At 40.2% G+C, this 17,544-nt stretch carries 16 protein-coding genes; 7 read left to right on the top strand and 9 right to left on the bottom strand.

Annotated features, from left to right (window positions below):
• Window positions 1-324: 324 nt before the first annotated feature.
• Window positions 325-489 carry a hypothetical protein gene (locus JIG41_RS07650; protein ID WP_155950849.1) on the top strand — a complete coding sequence of 55 codons (165 nt, stop codon included), beginning with the start codon at window positions 325-327 and terminating at the stop codon, window positions 487-489.
• A gap of 21 nt (window positions 490-510) precedes the next feature.
• Here the strand turns inward: JIG41_RS07650 and JIG41_RS07645 are convergent, their stop codons facing one another.
• The gene (locus tag JIG41_RS07645; protein ID WP_036971875.1) at window positions 511-1,125 is read right to left on the bottom strand and encodes a response regulator transcription factor; all 615 of its coding nucleotides are present in this window, start codon (window positions 1,123-1,125) and stop codon (window positions 511-513) included.
• Window positions 1,103-2,248, bottom strand: a complete 1,146-nt coding sequence (locus tag JIG41_RS07640; RefSeq protein ID WP_199524522.1) for a sensor histidine kinase — start codon at window positions 2,246-2,248, stop codon at window positions 1,103-1,105. Before JIG41_RS07640 ends, JIG41_RS07645 begins: the two co-directional genes overlap by 23 nt.
• A 150-nt stretch (window positions 2,249-2,398) precedes the next feature.
• Here JIG41_RS07640 and JIG41_RS07635 point away from each other — a divergent pair, with 150 nt between their 5' ends.
• From JIG41_RS07635 to JIG41_RS07625, 3 genes are all read left to right on the top strand, one after another.
• Entirely contained in the window at window positions 2,399-3,568 is a 1,170-nt protein-coding gene (locus tag JIG41_RS07635; RefSeq protein WP_065979080.1) for an acyltransferase family protein, read from the top strand.
• A 71-nt stretch (window positions 3,569-3,639) separates the two neighbouring features.
• The gene (locus JIG41_RS07630) at window positions 3,640-3,945 is read left to right on the top strand and encodes a hypothetical protein (RefSeq protein ID WP_180311869.1); all 306 of its coding nucleotides are present in this window, start codon (window positions 3,640-3,642) and stop codon (window positions 3,943-3,945) included.
• Between the two features lie 163 nt (window positions 3,946-4,108).
• Window positions 4,109-4,423, top strand: coding sequence for a hypothetical protein (locus tag JIG41_RS07625; protein ID WP_036971883.1), 315 nt, complete (start codon window positions 4,109-4,111; stop codon window positions 4,421-4,423).
• A 196-nt stretch (window positions 4,424-4,619) separates the two neighbouring features.
• On the opposite strand, the gene JIG41_RS07620 is transcribed toward JIG41_RS07625, so the two are convergent.
• From JIG41_RS07620 to JIG41_RS07595, 6 genes are all read right to left on the bottom strand, one after another.
• Window positions 4,620-5,537, bottom strand: coding sequence for a DUF5700 domain-containing putative Zn-dependent protease (locus tag JIG41_RS07620; RefSeq protein ID WP_065979078.1), 918 nt, complete (start codon window positions 5,535-5,537; stop codon window positions 4,620-4,622).
• A gap of 126 nt (window positions 5,538-5,663) precedes the next feature.
• Entirely contained in the window at window positions 5,664-6,026 is a 363-nt protein-coding gene (locus JIG41_RS07615) for a GFA family protein (RefSeq protein ID WP_083202766.1), read from the bottom strand.
• A 348-nt stretch (window positions 6,027-6,374) separates the two neighbouring features.
• On the bottom strand, window positions 6,375-6,980 hold the full coding sequence (locus JIG41_RS07610; protein WP_065979077.1) for a DsbA family protein: 606 nt from the start codon (window positions 6,978-6,980) through the stop codon (window positions 6,375-6,377).
• 44 nt (window positions 6,981-7,024) lie between these two features.
• Window positions 7,025-8,059, bottom strand: coding sequence for a GGDEF domain-containing protein (locus tag JIG41_RS07605; RefSeq protein ID WP_312000481.1), 1,035 nt, complete (start codon window positions 8,057-8,059; stop codon window positions 7,025-7,027).
• Between the two features lie 14 nt (window positions 8,060-8,073).
• Window positions 8,074-9,963: a methyl-accepting chemotaxis protein gene (locus tag JIG41_RS07600; protein ID WP_065979075.1), complete on the bottom strand. Its 1,890-nt coding sequence runs from the start codon at window positions 9,961-9,963 to the stop codon at window positions 8,074-8,076.
• A gap of 328 nt (window positions 9,964-10,291) precedes the next feature.
• Window positions 10,292-11,563, bottom strand: a complete 1,272-nt coding sequence (locus JIG41_RS07595) for a sugar MFS transporter (RefSeq protein WP_075593285.1) — start codon at window positions 11,561-11,563, stop codon at window positions 10,292-10,294.
• A 137-nt stretch (window positions 11,564-11,700) separates the two neighbouring features.
• Between JIG41_RS07595 and JIG41_RS07590 the strand changes: the two genes are divergently transcribed.
• Both JIG41_RS07590 and JIG41_RS07585 read left to right on the top strand, forming a co-directional pair.
• Window positions 11,701-12,918, top strand: a complete 1,218-nt coding sequence (locus JIG41_RS07590) for an AGE family epimerase/isomerase (RefSeq protein WP_199524521.1) — start codon at window positions 11,701-11,703, stop codon at window positions 12,916-12,918.
• Complete coding sequence (locus JIG41_RS07585) at window positions 12,918-13,871, top strand: carbohydrate kinase (protein ID WP_036971904.1); 954 nt, start codon at window positions 12,918-12,920, stop codon at window positions 13,869-13,871. Before JIG41_RS07590 ends, JIG41_RS07585 begins: the two co-directional genes overlap by 1 nt.
• Before the next feature lie 47 nt (window positions 13,872-13,918).
• Here JIG41_RS07585 and JIG41_RS07580 read toward each other — a convergent pair whose 3' ends face one another.
• Window positions 13,919-15,613, bottom strand: coding sequence for a M1 family metallopeptidase (locus JIG41_RS07580; protein ID WP_249406626.1), 1,695 nt, complete (start codon window positions 15,611-15,613; stop codon window positions 13,919-13,921).
• Window positions 15,614-15,795: 182 nt separating this feature from the next.
• Between JIG41_RS07580 and JIG41_RS07575 the strand changes: the two genes are divergently transcribed.
• The gene (locus JIG41_RS07575; protein ID WP_199524519.1) at window positions 15,796-17,532 is read left to right on the top strand and encodes a hypothetical protein; all 1,737 of its coding nucleotides are present in this window, start codon (window positions 15,796-15,798) and stop codon (window positions 17,530-17,532) included.
• Window positions 17,533-17,544 lie beyond the last annotated feature (12 nt).

The following is a 17,544-nucleotide window of genomic DNA, read 5'->3' as shown; positions in this document are numbered from 1 at the left end:
TTTCAAATAGCTAAGGTGCCAATAGAGAGACATGTGAAAATCAGGAGTGAAGCTACGCCTTTTGATCCTTTATACCAAGAATACTTGGCAAAGAGAAAAGCAAAGAGGCAATGCCGCAACTCTTGGAATGAACCTAATCTCGCTGCTTTATAAGTTGCTGGGTACCAATTAGGTGCCTTCGTGAAGGCTTGAGCCGTATGCAGTGAAAGTTGCACGTACGGTTCTTAGGAGGGCGACACTTGGTAACAGGTGTCGTCTATCCGACAGTTATGAGTTAGAGTCGACGGGCGGTTCGGTGCCATGAGCAGACACTGAAGATCTTTAATGTCTGAAATCAAAATTTGGGTGATGCCAATCATACTCATTGCTAGGTCACAAAAAGTGGAACGCCAAGAAAAGCTCGCATGGATAGTCGCCTGTTTGTTTATTAGTTGGTTTTGTTTACTCTTATTTATGTTGATTGCACCACTTAAGCCTAATCAAAAATAGTAATTTGGTGTTGTTCGCGTGTTAAATTAGGTTTTGATTAATGGCTTTTATAACGGCCTGAGTGCGGTCTTTTACATCTAATTTGGCAAGAATTTGTGACACATGATTACGAATAGTCCCCTCAGAGTTATCTAATTTTTTGGCAATCATTTTGTTTGGCATACCCAAAGACAAACACTGCAATACGGTTTGTTCTTTGTCCGTTAAGCAGAGCTGAGGGCTTAGTTCCTTTTTGAGTAAAAAATCAGTCACCGCACTTTGCAATACTCGCTCACCTGCAACGACCTGCTTTATAGCGCTAATGAGTTCTTCAAGTTCAATGTTTTTAAGCACATACCCACGAGCACCTAGATTAAGGGCTTTGACTAATACATCACAATCTTCAAATGTGGTAATGATCAGCACAGGGGTTTTATCACCCTTTTCACGCATTTTTTGCAGCACGCCGAGCCCATCTAAATTCGGCATTCTCATATCGAGTAAAGCAATGTCAAAACTATGCTCAGCTAATAGTGTAAGCGCTTGCAAGCCATCTTCAGCTTGGGCTTCGATATTAATGGCGCTATCAAGGTTAAGTAAATTAGCGAGGCCTAAACGAACTAATGTCTGATCTTCAACTAGTAGGCACTTTATCATGGCTTTTTTCTTCTAAATTTAGTGGTAGTGTCATGGTATTGATCAGTGTTTCTTGCTCAAGGTGTTGTGAAAATTCACCGCTAAATTGTGCCATTCGCTCATTTAATCCTGCTAATCCGTTCCCTTGTTTTGGTAAATGGGTCTCTGGTTGATTGTGATACGCTTTTGCAACTAACAGCAGCTGTTCGCCAACGTGGGTGACATTTACATGCAAAGTAAAATGGTTTGCTTGGGTATGTTTAAGGGTGTTGCTGATCATCTCTTGGGTAAACCGCAATACACAAAGGGCGTAGTCTTGAGGGAGCTGCTCTGTCTCCTTATTTAGTTGGAGATCACAGTGTAAATTAGGTGTTAGTTCGCAAATGGCCTCAAGAGCTTGCTTAAGTATCGTTTTGTCATTGCGTTGAGTGGAAACGATTTCGCGCACCTCAGCCAATACTTCTTGGCTAAGTTGGTGACAAAGAGAGAGGGTTTCAACGGTGGCTTCATTTGCTGCTCTTTTAGCAAAATCTAAATTAATGCTGAGCGCGGTAAGCTTATGGCCGAGTGAGTCATGGAGCTCGCGTGATATCTTTTGTCGCTCTTGCGCTGCATGCATCACCCCCATCATGTGTTGGGTGGCTTTTAACTCTTTGTAGTTTTGGCGGGATTGGTAATGTGTATTTAAACTTTCGACAATCCGGCGACTGACAAACCAATTCATCAAGCAAAAGAAAAACCAAATTGTAAACGTGATCCAAGGAATGCCATTTTCCCAGCGCGCATAATGCGTTAAACCATACACCAGCATGGCGGCCACAACGCAAGCCAGTATTTTAGGAAGCGAAAAATGAGGACTAAAAACCGCGGTAAACATCACTAGGTGGATAAAAACTAAGGATGTTGAACTCAGTTGTATCATTGCCAAAATAAGCAGGAAATAGCCAAGTGCTACGCCGTGAACAAATTTGTTAGGCTGTTTTAACACATACAGCAAAATAGCTAAAATGGAACCACTTACTATGATTTGCAAATATAGCGCTAATTCTGAGTTGGCATAATAGGCACACGCCGATGTCACCCCAAGCCACGATGCCAATGTTGAGAAATGCCAATCGGTTGTATGTCGTATAGTTGATTCCATTACTATGACCATATTTTTTTAGCAATTATTGCAGAACTCGCGTTGTAAAAACAGTGACATCTGTCATAGCTCGGGCTATGAGCTTTGTGACTAGTGCCATTATGCCTCATTCATTTATGCTTTATTAATAAAAATTAGTTGGGCACATTAATGAATAAAGACAGTCGATTACATTATATTGATAATTTACGCAGCCTCGCGCTATTGCTTGGCATAGTATTTCATGCCGCTTTAGCCTACAGTCCGTTCTTTAGCAATATTTGGTTTACGGCAGACCCAAGCACACATGGTCTATTTGATTATATTACGCATACGCTGCACTTATTTCGGATGCCGTTATTTTTTATTATTGCAGGGTTTTGCAGTTCACTTTTAATAGACAAATCGAGCAACGCGCGCTTTTTACATCATCGCAGTAAACATATTCTACTGCCTTTTATTGTATTTTTACCGTTAAGCTTTGCCGTTTACTACCATGCCTTGAGTTTTGGAGCCGGTATAGCTAATCCAATACCGCCGATTTTTGCTGTGTTTAAAGTTATTAAAGAGCCTGTTGTTAGCACTATGCACTTATGGTTTTTGTGGAACTTATTCCAGTTTTGCTTAATTCACTGGTTGTTGAAAACAACTAACTTATTAGGCAATAAATTCGATGCGCTTAGCGTCCACCCTTTATTTATGTGGGTTGTACTTCCCATCGTGTTAACGTTTTCATTAATGGGGCAATCTATTCCATTTCCTGCTCCTGATAAACTCACGCCACAGTTGTGGTCGTATGGTTTTTACGGCAGTTTTTATTGTTTAGGAGTAGGGCTTTATAAAAAACAACAACTCATTTCGTCATATCATAAATACTTATGGCCTCTTATTTTGGGTGTTGCAATATCACTGACTGGCTATTTTTCTTTATTACCAGCCGCGCCAAGCTTAGATGAAGTGATTGCTGCCGCAACTACGGGGTCTTTTTCCGCAGCGGGAGAGCTATATGTATTGCATGTTTTATCACAAGGACTGAGTGTTATTTTGTTAACCGCCATAACGTTTTTACTTGGGCATCGTTTTTTAAATCACAAAAGTAAGCTCAGTCGCAGCATATCAAATGCATCATATTGGATTTATTTAATACATGTGCCAGTGCTGATTTATATTCAGATGCCATTGATTAATACTAATTTGCCAGTTTTAGTAAAGTTTATAGTTAGCGTGGTTTTAACATTACTTATAGGTCAAATAAGTTATTTATTATTAGTTAAAAATACATGGTTTGGCGCACTACTTAACGGTAGGCAAACCAAGAGAAAGATAATACAGTCAGCCTAAATGTCGTCACTTGGTAATGACTTAAAAGCAGCAAAACTGACACATTAAGAGCTACATCAAGAGATACTATTATGCATGCAATAACAATCAAATCGACAATCGCCACGATTCAACAAGGGACAATCAAAGCCGACGGTAGATTTTGGCTAACCAACACCGATATTCATTTTGCACCGTTTAATGCGCAATTTGGGTTAGGACCTTATATGTTTGCACAGCGTGAAATTGTCAAAGTGAGTAAGTGTACTGGTAAAGTTGCAGGTATTTTGCCTTATACACGTGATGCAATTGAAATCATATTAAAAGATGGTAATAAATATCAATTCATTGTGTCAAACGCAGATGAATGGATTAAATTACTTACTCATAGTGCATAGCGCAATCGCTGGTAATTCATCAAAATAGCTATTGTTTTAATGTACCTAATAATGCACGATAAAAATATGACGCTATTTTAATTTGGTATTCAGTGAAGTACATGGATTTAATAAATATGCTTTTGCTTAAGCTCGGATTGGATAAAAAGCTCATCCACTCATCGTGTTAGGGAAAAAACTATCAAACAACAATAACGCGGTAGTTAAGCCGCTTGAGTTATATTGTTTTTCGCCTGATGCGTATTTCGACGATATTAGTAAGTTTGAGAAAGACAATTGTTTTATTGAGTCTTTGGACGATATAGCCCCTGTTAACGCATTGGTGAGAGCGCTGAGTAGTGCAAATGCCGTTGTTTGTATTGATAATCGCTCTGAGCCTTTGCTTGTGTTGCCACTATTACAAAAGCTCGTGCCCATTCGTTTTGAAAAAGCCAACGAGGATCAAATCTTGACTTCAGACATCAAAACTTTTGATTGACTGCTTCGCTCAAAGCAGATCTTTAGAGCATTTACATTAGCTCATTTAGGGGCAAAGACGAGTAATATATCTCGGTCAAAGGTCAGGAACGCGTTGAGTCTATAATCAATAACCCAACATTAACGGGCTTAAAATAGTTTGTTAGAATAGTAAGACACTCAAAATAAACTGTTTTAAGACCCAGTTTAACTATTTGTCAGCCTTGCAATTCGATTAATGAATCAAGTGCTTTTAGTAATAATAGCTCTACAGTCTTTTTCTCCATTTTAGCCAACTCTTCTAAACTGTAATCTTTGCCTATTTCTTTAGCTAAAATGTAGCCTAGGTAATAACCTCTGCGGTATGGCAAATTTGTTTCATCTTTTCTGAAACTGAAGAATGAAGAGTATGTTTCAGGATTTTTCGAGTAAAATTTTCCCTTAAGATCAGTCAGCGAATAACGCAGTCTAGAACGGACATTTTTAATCATATTTTCAGGTATGTTTAGCATCAATTCATCATTACTCGCAGACGAATTCAATTGGTGTGACACGTACGTTGCTAAGCCCTCAGTCCATAGCGAGCACCAGAGTTCATCATTACATTGAAAAAAGTTTTCATGGTAAACATGAAATAGCTCATGATGGAAAAATGGGGTGTCATTCTTCCAGTTATGGTATTTAGCCATCAGATCTACACCAAACATTAAGTAAGATTTGCCATTCAAATCACGTGTTGCCCCATTGAAGCCACCGAGCGAATGGAGTATATATATTGGTGTTTCAGATTTAAAATCTTCAAAAGTAGCAATAAACGAGTCCATGCTACCATTTAAATTTTTAGATAACTCTCTGTTTTTTAATAAGTATACATCTTCTATCTCACTGAAACTTTCAATAGATTTAACAAAGCTCTTATTACTATAGAAAGGCTCAAACTGAGAGGTGAAATACTGTGAAAACTGCTCTGCTCTCTTTTCAGGGGATAACGTTTTGCTTGACTGATATACAGAATAAAAATCATCAGAAAGATTAATTATTTCGTAGGTAGCTGATTGGTCTTGGCCAAGTGTTTTGAATGATAACACTCCAAATAAAAGTGTTGTTAGCAGATGGGTTTTATAAAAATTTCGCATAATCTAATACATATTATTGATAAGGTTAACGCCATTTAAGCGGCAAATTGCTGTTAGCTAAAATAGGCAAGACACGAACAAAAAGTTCACGACAATTTGTCCAACTTAGAATGCCTTGTTAGGCATTTACTGCTTTATTTCTTTCCATGTATCTGCGCCGTCAAAATATCTAATTTTAAGAGCGCTAAGAATATTTGCATTTACTAAACGAAAATTGACAGCCATTTTATCTTTATTGCCAAGTTCTGTTGGTGTGTAATGAGTTAAACAACCGCAGTTATTACAGTGATGGAATTCAATGGTTTTATCACCCCAAGAATATGAAGCAATAGAATTATCTATCGTAGTAAATTTAACGTCTTTGGGTGAAAAGTAAGCCCATAAAGATGCATACTTACTGCAAGCAGAACAATTACAACTTGTAACCGTATCTGTGATTTTAGGAACCGCTATTTTAATGTTGCCACAATGACAACTTGCTTCGATCATTCCGTGATTCTCCTAAATACCTAACAGGTATATATCGAGCTAGTCGGTCATTTTTATACCACGCTGAAGCTCAATTATCTTAAAGACATATTATTAACAAAGTTATTAGCCAATTACTATATATTAAAAGTTGGTTGCTCTTCTTTTACCGTGATCACAAAACGAGTGATTGGGTCGTTATTTAACTATGCAAGCGCTCAAACCATAACAATAGAAGAATGTTTCAATATTACTCAACTAATTGATTGCTCTAATAAATAATTAGTCAAAAAAGTGATATGAAATTTTCCTACTAACCCTCGTTAAATGACTCCCCTCTCTTAAAAAACAAAAGAGCTGGCTTTGAGACTATATAAGCGAAAGGATCTGCTGATAACTGGCTTCCCAATCAAGGTAATTAACTGGGATTACATGGTACTCCCCTTTATTTTCGAGCACTAAAGAAGGAAAGCCTTGGATTGGCAGTGAACGCGCTGCGTTTATTTCAGCCATTAATAACGCATTAATAGCATCACTTTGAATATCTTTAATAAAGACTGTTTTATCTAAGCCTATTTGCTCTGCGAGATTAGCAAGGGTGCCTATGTCAGATGGGTTTTGTGCGTTTAAGTAGTAGGCTTTTTGAATGGCATAGAGCATTTCGGGCTCTTTATCGTGTTGCCTTGCAACAAGTACCGCACGACATGCTGGGTAGGTAGAGCGGCGTGGTTGAGCTGTATGCCAAAAATCATGATTAAATTTCGTACCAAGCTGCTGCTCGATTCGATGCCATGTTTGCTGTAAAAATTGCTGCATGTCTAAGGGCATTGGCTCATCGCTATCAGGTGCAAGCCCCCCTACTTTATACTCAATGCTGAGTTTATCGGTTAACGCAGCCTGCAGTTTTAACCACGTTTCTCTGTACCCCCAACACCAACTGCACATTGGGTCGTAAACATATATTAATCTGGCCATTTACTCGTCTTCTTGTTTATTGGATACAACAGTATTGCGCCCTGCTATTTTAGCCTTGTAAAGATTATCATCGGCTTGCTTAACAGCCTTACTAACTGACTGGCGTGATTTAAGCTCGCGATACCAATACTACAGGTAATAGACACGGCCATTCCCACATCATAAGCTATGCGCTTATCGGCAACATAGGCACATAATTTTTCAGCAACGCGATGGGCTGTTTTGAGCTCGGTATTGGGTAATAAAATTATAAATTCTTCTCCTCCATAGCGTGCTTTTATATCGGTCGTGCGTAGCTTATCGAAAAGCATAGACGTAAAGGCAATCAAAACCTGATCGCCAAAATCATGACCGTAAGTATCATTAACTAATTTAAAGTTATCTAGATCAATTAACAATATCGACATGGGTAAATAACTTTGTGCATCCGATTCTAAGCGTGGACAAATATGCTCATAAATATAGCGACGATTGGCAAGCCCGGTGAGTGGGTCGGTTAAAGCGTCACGCTTTTCAATAAGGGTAATATCAGCAATTTTTTGATGGCTTTTTTGACGGAAAAATTCACTGATCCCAGAGAACAAAATAACCAATGTGAATGAGGCCAAAAATCGTGTCATTTCAACATGACCATAACTTACCTGACCAACATCAGCACCAAACAACAAAAGTGTAGTGCTTAAGTACATAATGGCCACAAATACACTACCCACTTTAAGCCCTAGCGTTACATAGGCAACAACCGGATAAAACATTAGCCAATACAATGCTGTATTTTCTTTACCTCCGGTATACACCAGTGAGATACACAACAGCATAATAATTAATAAGATAATGCAGGCGATTGCAGTGAGATTTCCCGTTCGAAAGTAATAAAGCAAACACCCGACGATGGCTATATCGCTTATTAGCAGCATCACTGTAAGCGGTAAGGCATACACCTGATAGTTCAAAATGAGTAATGTGGTAATTAATGCTATGGCAAAAAAAGCCATGGTAAATAACGTGAAGGCACGGCGTTGTTTGTCCGCCGTGTCGACACTTTTTAAGGTAATGGCACTAAGCCAGTTTTGATCCAAAAGTGAGAATACCTTTATACTTTAAACTTCAGAACGAGCTTTTCAAGTTCATAAAACTGCGCTTTAAGTTTAGTGCACTCATTGAGGGTATTGTTTAAGTTACTTTGCCCTTGGTTAGACAACTCACTAATTGAATGAATATCACTATCTAAGCTTTGAATAACATGATTTTGCTCGGTTGTTGCATTTGCAACACTGTGATTTACTTCATCTATTGACTCGATTGCCTGTGTAACCTCGGCCATTTTGTCACCCGCAATATGCGCTTGTTCAACGCTTTTCTCGCTGTCTTTAATACTGGCAGTCATTACTTCAACTGCTGACGCCGAGCCCTGTTGTAACTGCGTTATGGTGTCTTCGATCTCTTGTGTTGATTGTTGTGTACGATGAGCAAGCTGACGTACTTCGTCTGCAACAACAGCAAACCCTCGACCCGCTTCACCCGCTCGGGCAGCCTCTATTGCGGCATTTAAAGCAAGTAGATTTGTTTGCTCGCTTACCCCTTTAATCACTTCGAGTACTTGGCCGATACTGACCGTGTGAGCATCTAAGCTGTTAATGGTTTTTTGTGCTTGCTCCATATTACGTGACAGTGCATTAATTGCATTTAAGTTGTCTGCGAGTGCAGACTGACTTTGCAGCGATTGGCTATTTGCACTTGTCGCTAATTTAGAGGCATTACTAGCACTGTTTGATATTTCGACTGCACTTGAAGTTAACTCATTAATTGCCGTAGCCACATTATCTGTACGCTTTGTTTGATCAGCGTACATAGCGAGTGTGCCTTGAGTTTGATTTACTAAGCTTTCAACTAATCGCTCCAGCTCAACCGTGGTACTTTTTACTTGTTCAATTGAGCTATGAATTTTTTCTATAAAGGCATTGAAGTAATGACTCAATTCACCAAATTCATCATTATTCTCGATTTCAAGACGACGTGTTAAATCGCCCTCGCCTTGAGCAATGTCTTTAATTGCATCGCTTAAGCGCTGCATTGGGCGCATTAAATAACGCAATAAAAATTGCATCATCAGTACAATCGCAACAATCCCAATAAGCATGTAAACAGCCGCCATGTTTCTAAATGACGCCACTGACGAATACGCTATCTCTTCGTTGATCACCACACCTAAATACCAATCAACATTCTTAATGCCTTTTATTTTAGTAAACGAGACTAGCTTATCTGAGCCCGCAACTTGCACTTCAACAAACTCTGACTGTAAAGACAGATTTTTGCCAAACAGGTCACGCATATTTTTATCATTATATTTCGTGTCGGGATGACTTAAAATACGTCCTTCACTATCCAGTAAAAAGCCATAACCAAACCCTAAAAAGTCAATTTCGTTAACGATTTTAGTGATGGTTTTCATATCGATATCAGCGCCAGCAACCCCACTAAATACACCATTTGATTGCATTGGCGCGACAGCCGAAATAGTTAATTCGTTTGTGGTTACATCAATATATGGCGCGGTGAAAGCCGTATTCGTTTTGTTTTCAACAAGCTTATACCAAGGGCGTGTTGTTGCGTCGTAGTCTGGCGGTAATACAACAGATTGATCATTAAGTACAAACGTTCCATCTGAAATACCAATGTACGTATTTTTAAAATTGCCCGCTTTGTCTGCCGTACTAAGCTGGGTTAAGGTCAACGCTTTGCTGTCACCTAATTGGTAGGTATCAGCCACAGAAGACACGATGGCTAGTTTGGCATTAAGCCAGTTAGCAATATTTTGTGACACCGATTGAGAGATCTCTTGCAGAACTAAAGATAGCTGCTCCTGCGTTTGGCTTCGCATTGAGATAAAATTATTAATTGTGAATAAACCCAGCACTATCACTAATACTAATGACGCAGCTACGGTGACTTTGGTGGTAAATTTAAGCGTGCTTTGCATGGCAACCCTATTTGTTGTTATTTTCGTTGTTAGCCGTTTATTTTTAACAAAATAAAATCACTTTGTCTTATAAATTTAGCTTAAAACCATAAAAACGTCGCTTTTTAAAACCACTTCTTCACGAAAATCGATTACTTTCTGTGTACTCATAATGAAAACCAAACATCAAATTGCAACAGCACAGTTCAACACTTTTATTGGAACGTTCCTACGCTGTGAGTGTTCACGTATCACTGAATACGTATTCATAAAATCATACGGCTAAGGTAATCAGGCATAAAAAAACCCCGCGTCTTAAACGCAGGGTTTTCATTAAAAAGAGGCCGCTTTAACCTATTCGTTTTTTCCACGTGTCGGCAAGACGCACAACATTCAAGCCATACCAAGCAATAAACGCATAGCAAATCACTGGAACGAAGAAGCTTTCTTGAATACTAACGGTATCGGCAACAACACCTTGCACTAAAGGCACAAGCGCTCCACCAACAATGGCTAAACATAACCAACCAGAGCCTTTACTCGTTAATGAACCTAGGCTTTCAATGGCAACTGAAAATATGGTTGGGAACATAATTGAGTTAAATAAACCAATCGCCAGCACAGAGTACAGTGCCACATTACCTTCTGTGAAAATTGTCACAAGTAACAATACAATAACCATCATGGCGTTAAAGAACAGCGCTTTAGAAGGGGCTATTTTTTGCAATGCCGCAGAACCGATAAAGCGGCCCACCATCGCACCACCCCAGTAGTACGCAATTAAACTTGCGGCTGCATGCTCTTCAAGCCCCGCAATATGTGCTTCACCAAAGTAATTAACTAAGAAACTACCAATTGACACCTCTGCACCCACGTAACAAAAAATTCCCACAACTCCCATAATTAAATGAGGGGCTTCTTTTAGGCTATGATTTTTTGCTTTGCAGTCTTGCTCTTCTGTGTGCTCGGCAATGACAGGTAATTTAAAGAACGCAAATACCACAGCAATCGTTAACAGCGCTGCTGCTAGCATTAAATATGGAACCTTAACAGACTCAGCCGTTGCAGCGTTCGCCGCCAATGAGCCTGCGGTACCAAAAAATAAGATCCCGCCAACATAAGGGCCAACCGTTGTGCCTAATGAATTGAGCGCTTGCGCAAGGTTTAAGCGAGATGATGCTGTTTTCTCAGGTCCCAATGCGACAACATAAGGATTTGCTGATACTTGTAACACTGTAATGCCTGCAGCTAGTACAAAAAGCGCACCTAAAAATAGCCAATACTCATGCACTACAACAGCAGGGTAAAACAACATACAGCCAATTGACGCAACGATTAAACCGGTTAGAACCCCGTTCTTATAACCCAATTTTTTCACCAACATACCGGCTGGTAACGACACTATAAAGTAGGCGCCAAAAAAGCAAAACTGTACCAGCATTGCTTCGGTATAGGTTAAATCAAAGACGCCTTTTAAGCGCGGGATCAACACATCATTTAAAACTGTAATAAAACCCCATAAAAAGAACAGGGTCGTCATTGCCGTTAAGGGAAGCAGGTAGTTTTTATTTTGCTGCGACCCCTCAGCGACAAACGATTGGTTTGTATTAATTTCACTCACGTGGTTTTCACTCCGTTAACAAGTTACGCTTGATTCTACACATTGAAGTAAAAATAGCACAAAGATTTAATAGGAACGTTCCAAAATATTTATTTCCTGCTATAGTTGCTTTAATCAAGAAAACCACCGGAGGCAGCATGCATACTGTCGATTTTAAAAGCCCTGATTTCTTAAAGCAGCACATAAAAGACACGCTCGCTTTTTATCATCCGCATTGTGTTGATAATTCAGCAAATGGTTGCGGTGGCTTCTATCAATTTTTTAAAGATGACGGTCAGATTTATGACAAAGAAACCCGTCATTTGGTGTCCAGTACTCGCTTTGTTTTTAATTATGCAATGGCCTATTTGCATTTTAAAGAGCCTGAATACCTCAGACTAACACACCATGGCTTAGCCCACCTTGAGCGTGTGCATAAGCAAAAATCTGGGGGGTATGCGTGGCTGTTAAAACAAACCAACGAAGGCAAGGTCACCATTTTAGATGACACGAATCATTGCTATGGTCTTGCGTTTGTATTGCTTGCAAATGCAGTCGCATTAAAAGCTGGCATCAGCGAGTGTGAAAATACCATTTCGCAAGTATGGAATTTACTTGAAACCCATTATTTTGATGCCAAAAATAATGCCTATTTAGACGAATACACTGCCGATTTTAGTCAAGCCGACACTTACCGCGGTCAAAATGCCAATATGCACCTATGCGAAGCACTTTTGATGTGTTTTGAAGCCACTAATCAGCACCACTATTTAGACCGCGCGCTGCTGTTAGCACAGACATTCACACTAAAGTTGGCGGCAAAAAGTCAGCAGTTTGTGTGGGAGCATTACCATCAAGATTGGCAGATCGACTTTGATTACAATAAAGATGACCCTCGCCATTTATTTAGACCGTGGGGCTTTCAACCAGGCCACCAAACTGAATGGGCTAAACTGTTACTGATTTTAAATCGCCATGTTGAATTACCTTGGCTAGTTGAGCGGGCTAAAACGTTATTTGATGACACATTGGCTATTGCATGGGATAACGAGCACGGTGGTATTTTTTATGGTTTTGCGCCAGATAAACAGATTTGCGACAGCGATAAATACTTTTGGGTTCAGGCCGAATCATTGGCCGCTGCCGCCCTACTCGCTGATGCTACACACGATAATACATATTGGCTTTGGTATGAGAAAATTTGGCAATACAGTTGGCAACATATGGTAGATCATCAGTATGGGGCATGGTTTAGAATTTTATCAGCAAACAATCAGGCATACAGTGACGAAAAATCACCTGCGGGAAAAACCGATTACCACACAATGGGTGCCTGCTACGAAGTATTAAAAGTAATAACATTGAGGAATACATAATGAGCTTAGTGTGTTTTGGCGAAGCGCTAATTGACTTTTTGTCTGACGGCAAACAGCCTGAATCATTTACCAAATATGCAGGTGGTGCGCCTGCTAACGTGGCTGTTGCAGCAGCAAAGCTAGGATTAAAAACCAGTTTTTGTGGCATGCTTGGCGATGATATGTTTGGACACTTTATAAAAGATGAGCTGGCACAGCATGGCGTTAACACCGATTATTGCCAATTTACCGATGCCGCTAAAACAGCACTCGCCTTTGTTTCACTAGATGAAAGCGGCGAACGTTCATTTAGCTTTTATCGCCCACCCGCGGCCGATTTACTTTATCGGGTAGATGACTTTAACAGTTCGATGTTTGCTGAACATGCCATTATGCATGTATGTAGTAACAGCCTTACTGAGCACAACATCTATCAAACAACAATTTACGGCCTTACTCAGGCGAAAAAAGCCGGTGCAATTTGTAGTTTTGACATGAATCTGCGCGAAAACCTGTGGCCAAGCATGCGCCATACGCTAGATAGAATGTGGCATGTTATCTCTTTGTCAGATATCGTAAAACTTTCATTTGAAGAACTTGAGTTTCTAAATCAAAAAAGTCATCAGGCAATGCCACTTGAACATACCATTGATACCATTTTAAAGGCAGGTGTAACCTGTTTGCTCGTTACCAATGGCGGTGAAGCAATTAACGTTTATCACGCTGATTTTAAAGGCCAAGTAAGCCCACCTGCCACCAACGTTGTTGATACCACTGCCGCTGGCGATGCCTTTATTGGCGGTATGCTGTCAAAGATTGGCCAGCACTGTGAAAATAAGCAACGTTTTAAAGAGTTTTGCCAAACGCAAAGCAATATCGAAGAGACGATTGCTTACGCCGCCAAAGCGGGCGCTTTTGCAGTGAGTCGCTATGGCGCATTTGCGTCATTGCCAAGTGCAGCAGACTTAGCCTAAATTAACAGTGAACACGGCAATCACACATGCCGTGTTCATTTTCTTCGTTACAACTTTGACTCTTCATTCGAGCATTTGTCTATAATCGGTAAATATCTAAGCACTTTCATTTGCGGATCAATAACAACATGGTCTCCTTGCTGAATGGCAATATTTATACGACCCTCTTTAGGGTAATAGGTGTTCGACTCTCCATTAATTTCCACAGGGATCGGCATCGGAAACTTATTCCCTTTTAACGAGGCTGTATTCCAACTTAACGTAATGTTATGTGGTGTTTGTGTTACTTCAAGCTCAGGTAATTCAGCCTGCTTTAGATACACATCAAAAAACCATTGATAGTCTTTACCTGTTAAACGATTAACAATGCTAATAAACTCGTCGGTGTTGCGATAACGAGGCGCAATTGGGTAGGTTAACGATGCGGTGTTATTCACACCGTAAAGCAGCTCTCGTGTTGCTTGCCAAAATACGTCTTCACCCACAAGCCAGCGAAGAGTATGCAGTGTCCAGCCACCCTTACCATAAATATCAGAGTTAAACGCTTGGTCAGATGTAATTTGACCTTCAAGCACAACTGGCGCACAGTTTTTAAGACCTAAATAGGCTTTATACATACTGTGATTGTAGGCTGCGTCACCAAATTTATATAAGCTGTAACTGGGTTGCATATAAAAACCAAACCCCTCATGAAGCCATGCATCATTAAGCTTTTCGTGGGTCATTAAATTGCCAAACCATTCATGGGCAAGCTCATGCTGTAATAACCAATCATATCCATTGGGATCACGCACATACTTTTTGCCATACGCATTGACTGTTTGATGCTCCATGCCTAAGTGTGGCGTTTCAACAAAGCCTAACTTTTCACCGCCCCAAGGATAGGGTCCGAGCATTTTCTCAAAAAACGTCACCTGCTGGCGTAAATCATTGTCGATAAGCTCGCGTGCTTTTTGCTCATTTTGTGTGAGAGACCAAAACTCAATAGGCACCGTCACGCCATTCACACTGGTATACTCTGTTTGAATACGCGTATAGGGCCCAATATTAATCGCAATATTGTAATCACTTGCTGGCACCGATAATAACCAATCGAATTGTTGCTTATTATCACTCAGTTGCGTGATAGTTTGCAGTACACCATTACTCACTGCACTTAAGCCATTTGGCACAGTTAAACGAATACGCATGCTATCGGCTTTGTCTGCAAAATGATCTTTGCAAGGCCAGAACAAGTCACACCCTTCCCCTTGCACTGCCGTTGCAATCCATGGTTCACCAGATTCGGTTTGTGAAAAAACAAAACCCCCATCCCATGGTGCATTTTTAGCTATGTGTGGCTGCCCTTCATAAGCAACGGACACAGTAGCGACACTCCCTGGCGCTTTTTGTTCACCTAAATCAATGGTGATCACACCTTGATTTCGTTTAAAGTTAAGTGGCTTATCTTGTGAGGTAATCGCGGTAATAGTAAATCGGCTATCCAGTTTAAGTTCGACAAACTGAGTGGGTGCTAAAATTGTAAAGTCGGTTTTTGATAGCCCCTTTAATCGTTTCTTATTTGGTATGACTTCAAGTGCTAAATCGTAATGTGTAACATCAGTCTTAATAGCAATCTCTGATAGCGCTTGTCCTGTGTCACCAATAACAGGGTCTAGGGGTAATGGGTTTGTACTGCACCCCACTAAAATTGCACTTATAACAGCAGCAGCTGTTGATTTAATTAAATTAATACCCTGCAAAACACCTTCTCCATTCATTTTTTTTATTATTTCATTTATCGCATAGCTTTACAGGTAATACAGCGATTTGCGTTGAATTACCCTGTTACAAAAATCTTATCATTGTTGATTAAGCAAATATGGTGAAGGGTTTGTAATCATGGTATGTTTTTTAACTAATTAAAGAAAAAGGAATTCAAGCTATGAATAATAAGCTTCTTGCTGTAGGTGCTGTTGCAATTGTTGCAGGTGCGGTGTTGTATTCACAAAATAAAGCCAGTGTTGATGTAGATTTACCTGAGCTTGCCTATGTGCCAGCAGACACTGCCGTGTTTTACGGCCAATTAAAGCCATTCCCGTATAGCAAATACTTTGCACTTATGCCTGATGCAATGAAAGGCACCAACGACTTCACCCCTATTATTGCTGAGCTAAAACAAACCAGCGATCCAAACGCTGTGTTTCTTGCTTCGTTAATGGAAAAGTATCAACAGTCTTTAAGCTCTTATGATGCGTTTAAATCAATGTGGGGGTTTGGCGATGACTATAAAGGAATGATGTATGCGCAAGGTTTAATGCCAATTGTTCGTTTTGAAGTCGCTGACCAAAGCAGTATTATTAATAGCATTAAGCAATCTGCCGACGAAGCAGGTATTGCTTACACAAGCGAAACACTTGATGGTGTAGGCTACACACGGTTTAACATTAGCCTTGAAGGCTTAGATAATATCGACCTGATTGCGTCAACGCATAACAACTGGGCGACATTAACTCTAGCAACTCCTCTTTCGAACAATCAAGACTTACGCATTGCCCTTGGAATAGAAAAACCAGCTAAGTCACTCGCTGATATTAAAAAACTGCCTGAGTTAATTAGCACTTTTTCACTTGATGGCAACTCAGTTGGCTATGTTGATCACCAACATATTGCCAATGCAATTACGGGTAAAGAAGACTCGCGTTTGCACCAAATGCTCACAGAACTTCTCAACAAAGCCCAGCAAGCCAATGCATTTGACGCAATTTCAACACCCGAGTGTCAAGCTGATATCGCTTACATTGCTCAAAAATGGCCCGCAACCGTATCGGGTACCACAAAATCACGTATTACAGCTGATTATGCCGATTTCGATGTTAAAGCCGTATTACAAAGTACCGACCAAGACTTACTAAATACTCTGCAGGCCGTGCGTGGCTTTGTGCCAAAACACACCACACAGCTTGATGGTCAAATGCTCAGTGTTGCTTACGGGATTGATGTTGCAAAAGTACTGCCACTCGCCAATACATTGACTGGCGCATTGAAGTCAGCCGAATTTAAGTGTGGCCCGATTGTCGCTCTACAAAATGAAATGCGTGATGTCAGCACTGCGGGGCTTGCTATGGTCTCGGGTTTTGCAAATGGCGTTCAAGGAATGAGTTTAAGCGTACAAGATGCCAAATTTACGCTTGATGACACTCAAGGCCCACAAGTTGAAAGCCTCGATGCCCTAGTGACTTTATCAGCCACTGATGCACACGGTTTATATTCAATTGCGCAGGGGTTTGTTCCACCACTTGCAAATATAAAACTGCCGGCCAATGGTGATGCTGTAGTCATTAATGAATATATTCCTTCGCCTGTCCCGCTTAATTTTGACATTAAAATGGCGATGAAAGGTAATCACATCGTGATTTTCACGGGTGATCAATCAGCCCGTATTGCAAACGAATTAGACGCGCAAAGTGTCACAAAAAATGGGTTTGTGAATATGGCGTTTGATATCCAAAAAATCCTTTTACCGTTACTTGATACGATTGCTGCAACAGGTCAGTTAACCAATGAAGAAATGGCTGAACTTGAAGCCCTGCGTGACCAACCCGTAGGTGTCTATTTTGCCACAGACATTACTGACAACGGCATAGGACTTGAAAGTAACGTACAAATTACTAAAAAGTAATCGCTTAAACTG

The sequence above is a fragment of the Pseudoalteromonas sp. bablab_jr011 genome, from assembly GCF_016464045.1.
Lineage (GTDB): Bacteria > Pseudomonadota > Gammaproteobacteria > Enterobacterales > Alteromonadaceae > Pseudoalteromonas > Pseudoalteromonas lipolytica.
Note: the sequence above shows the minus strand (reverse complement) of the source record. Positions and strands in the feature narration are given on the sequence as shown.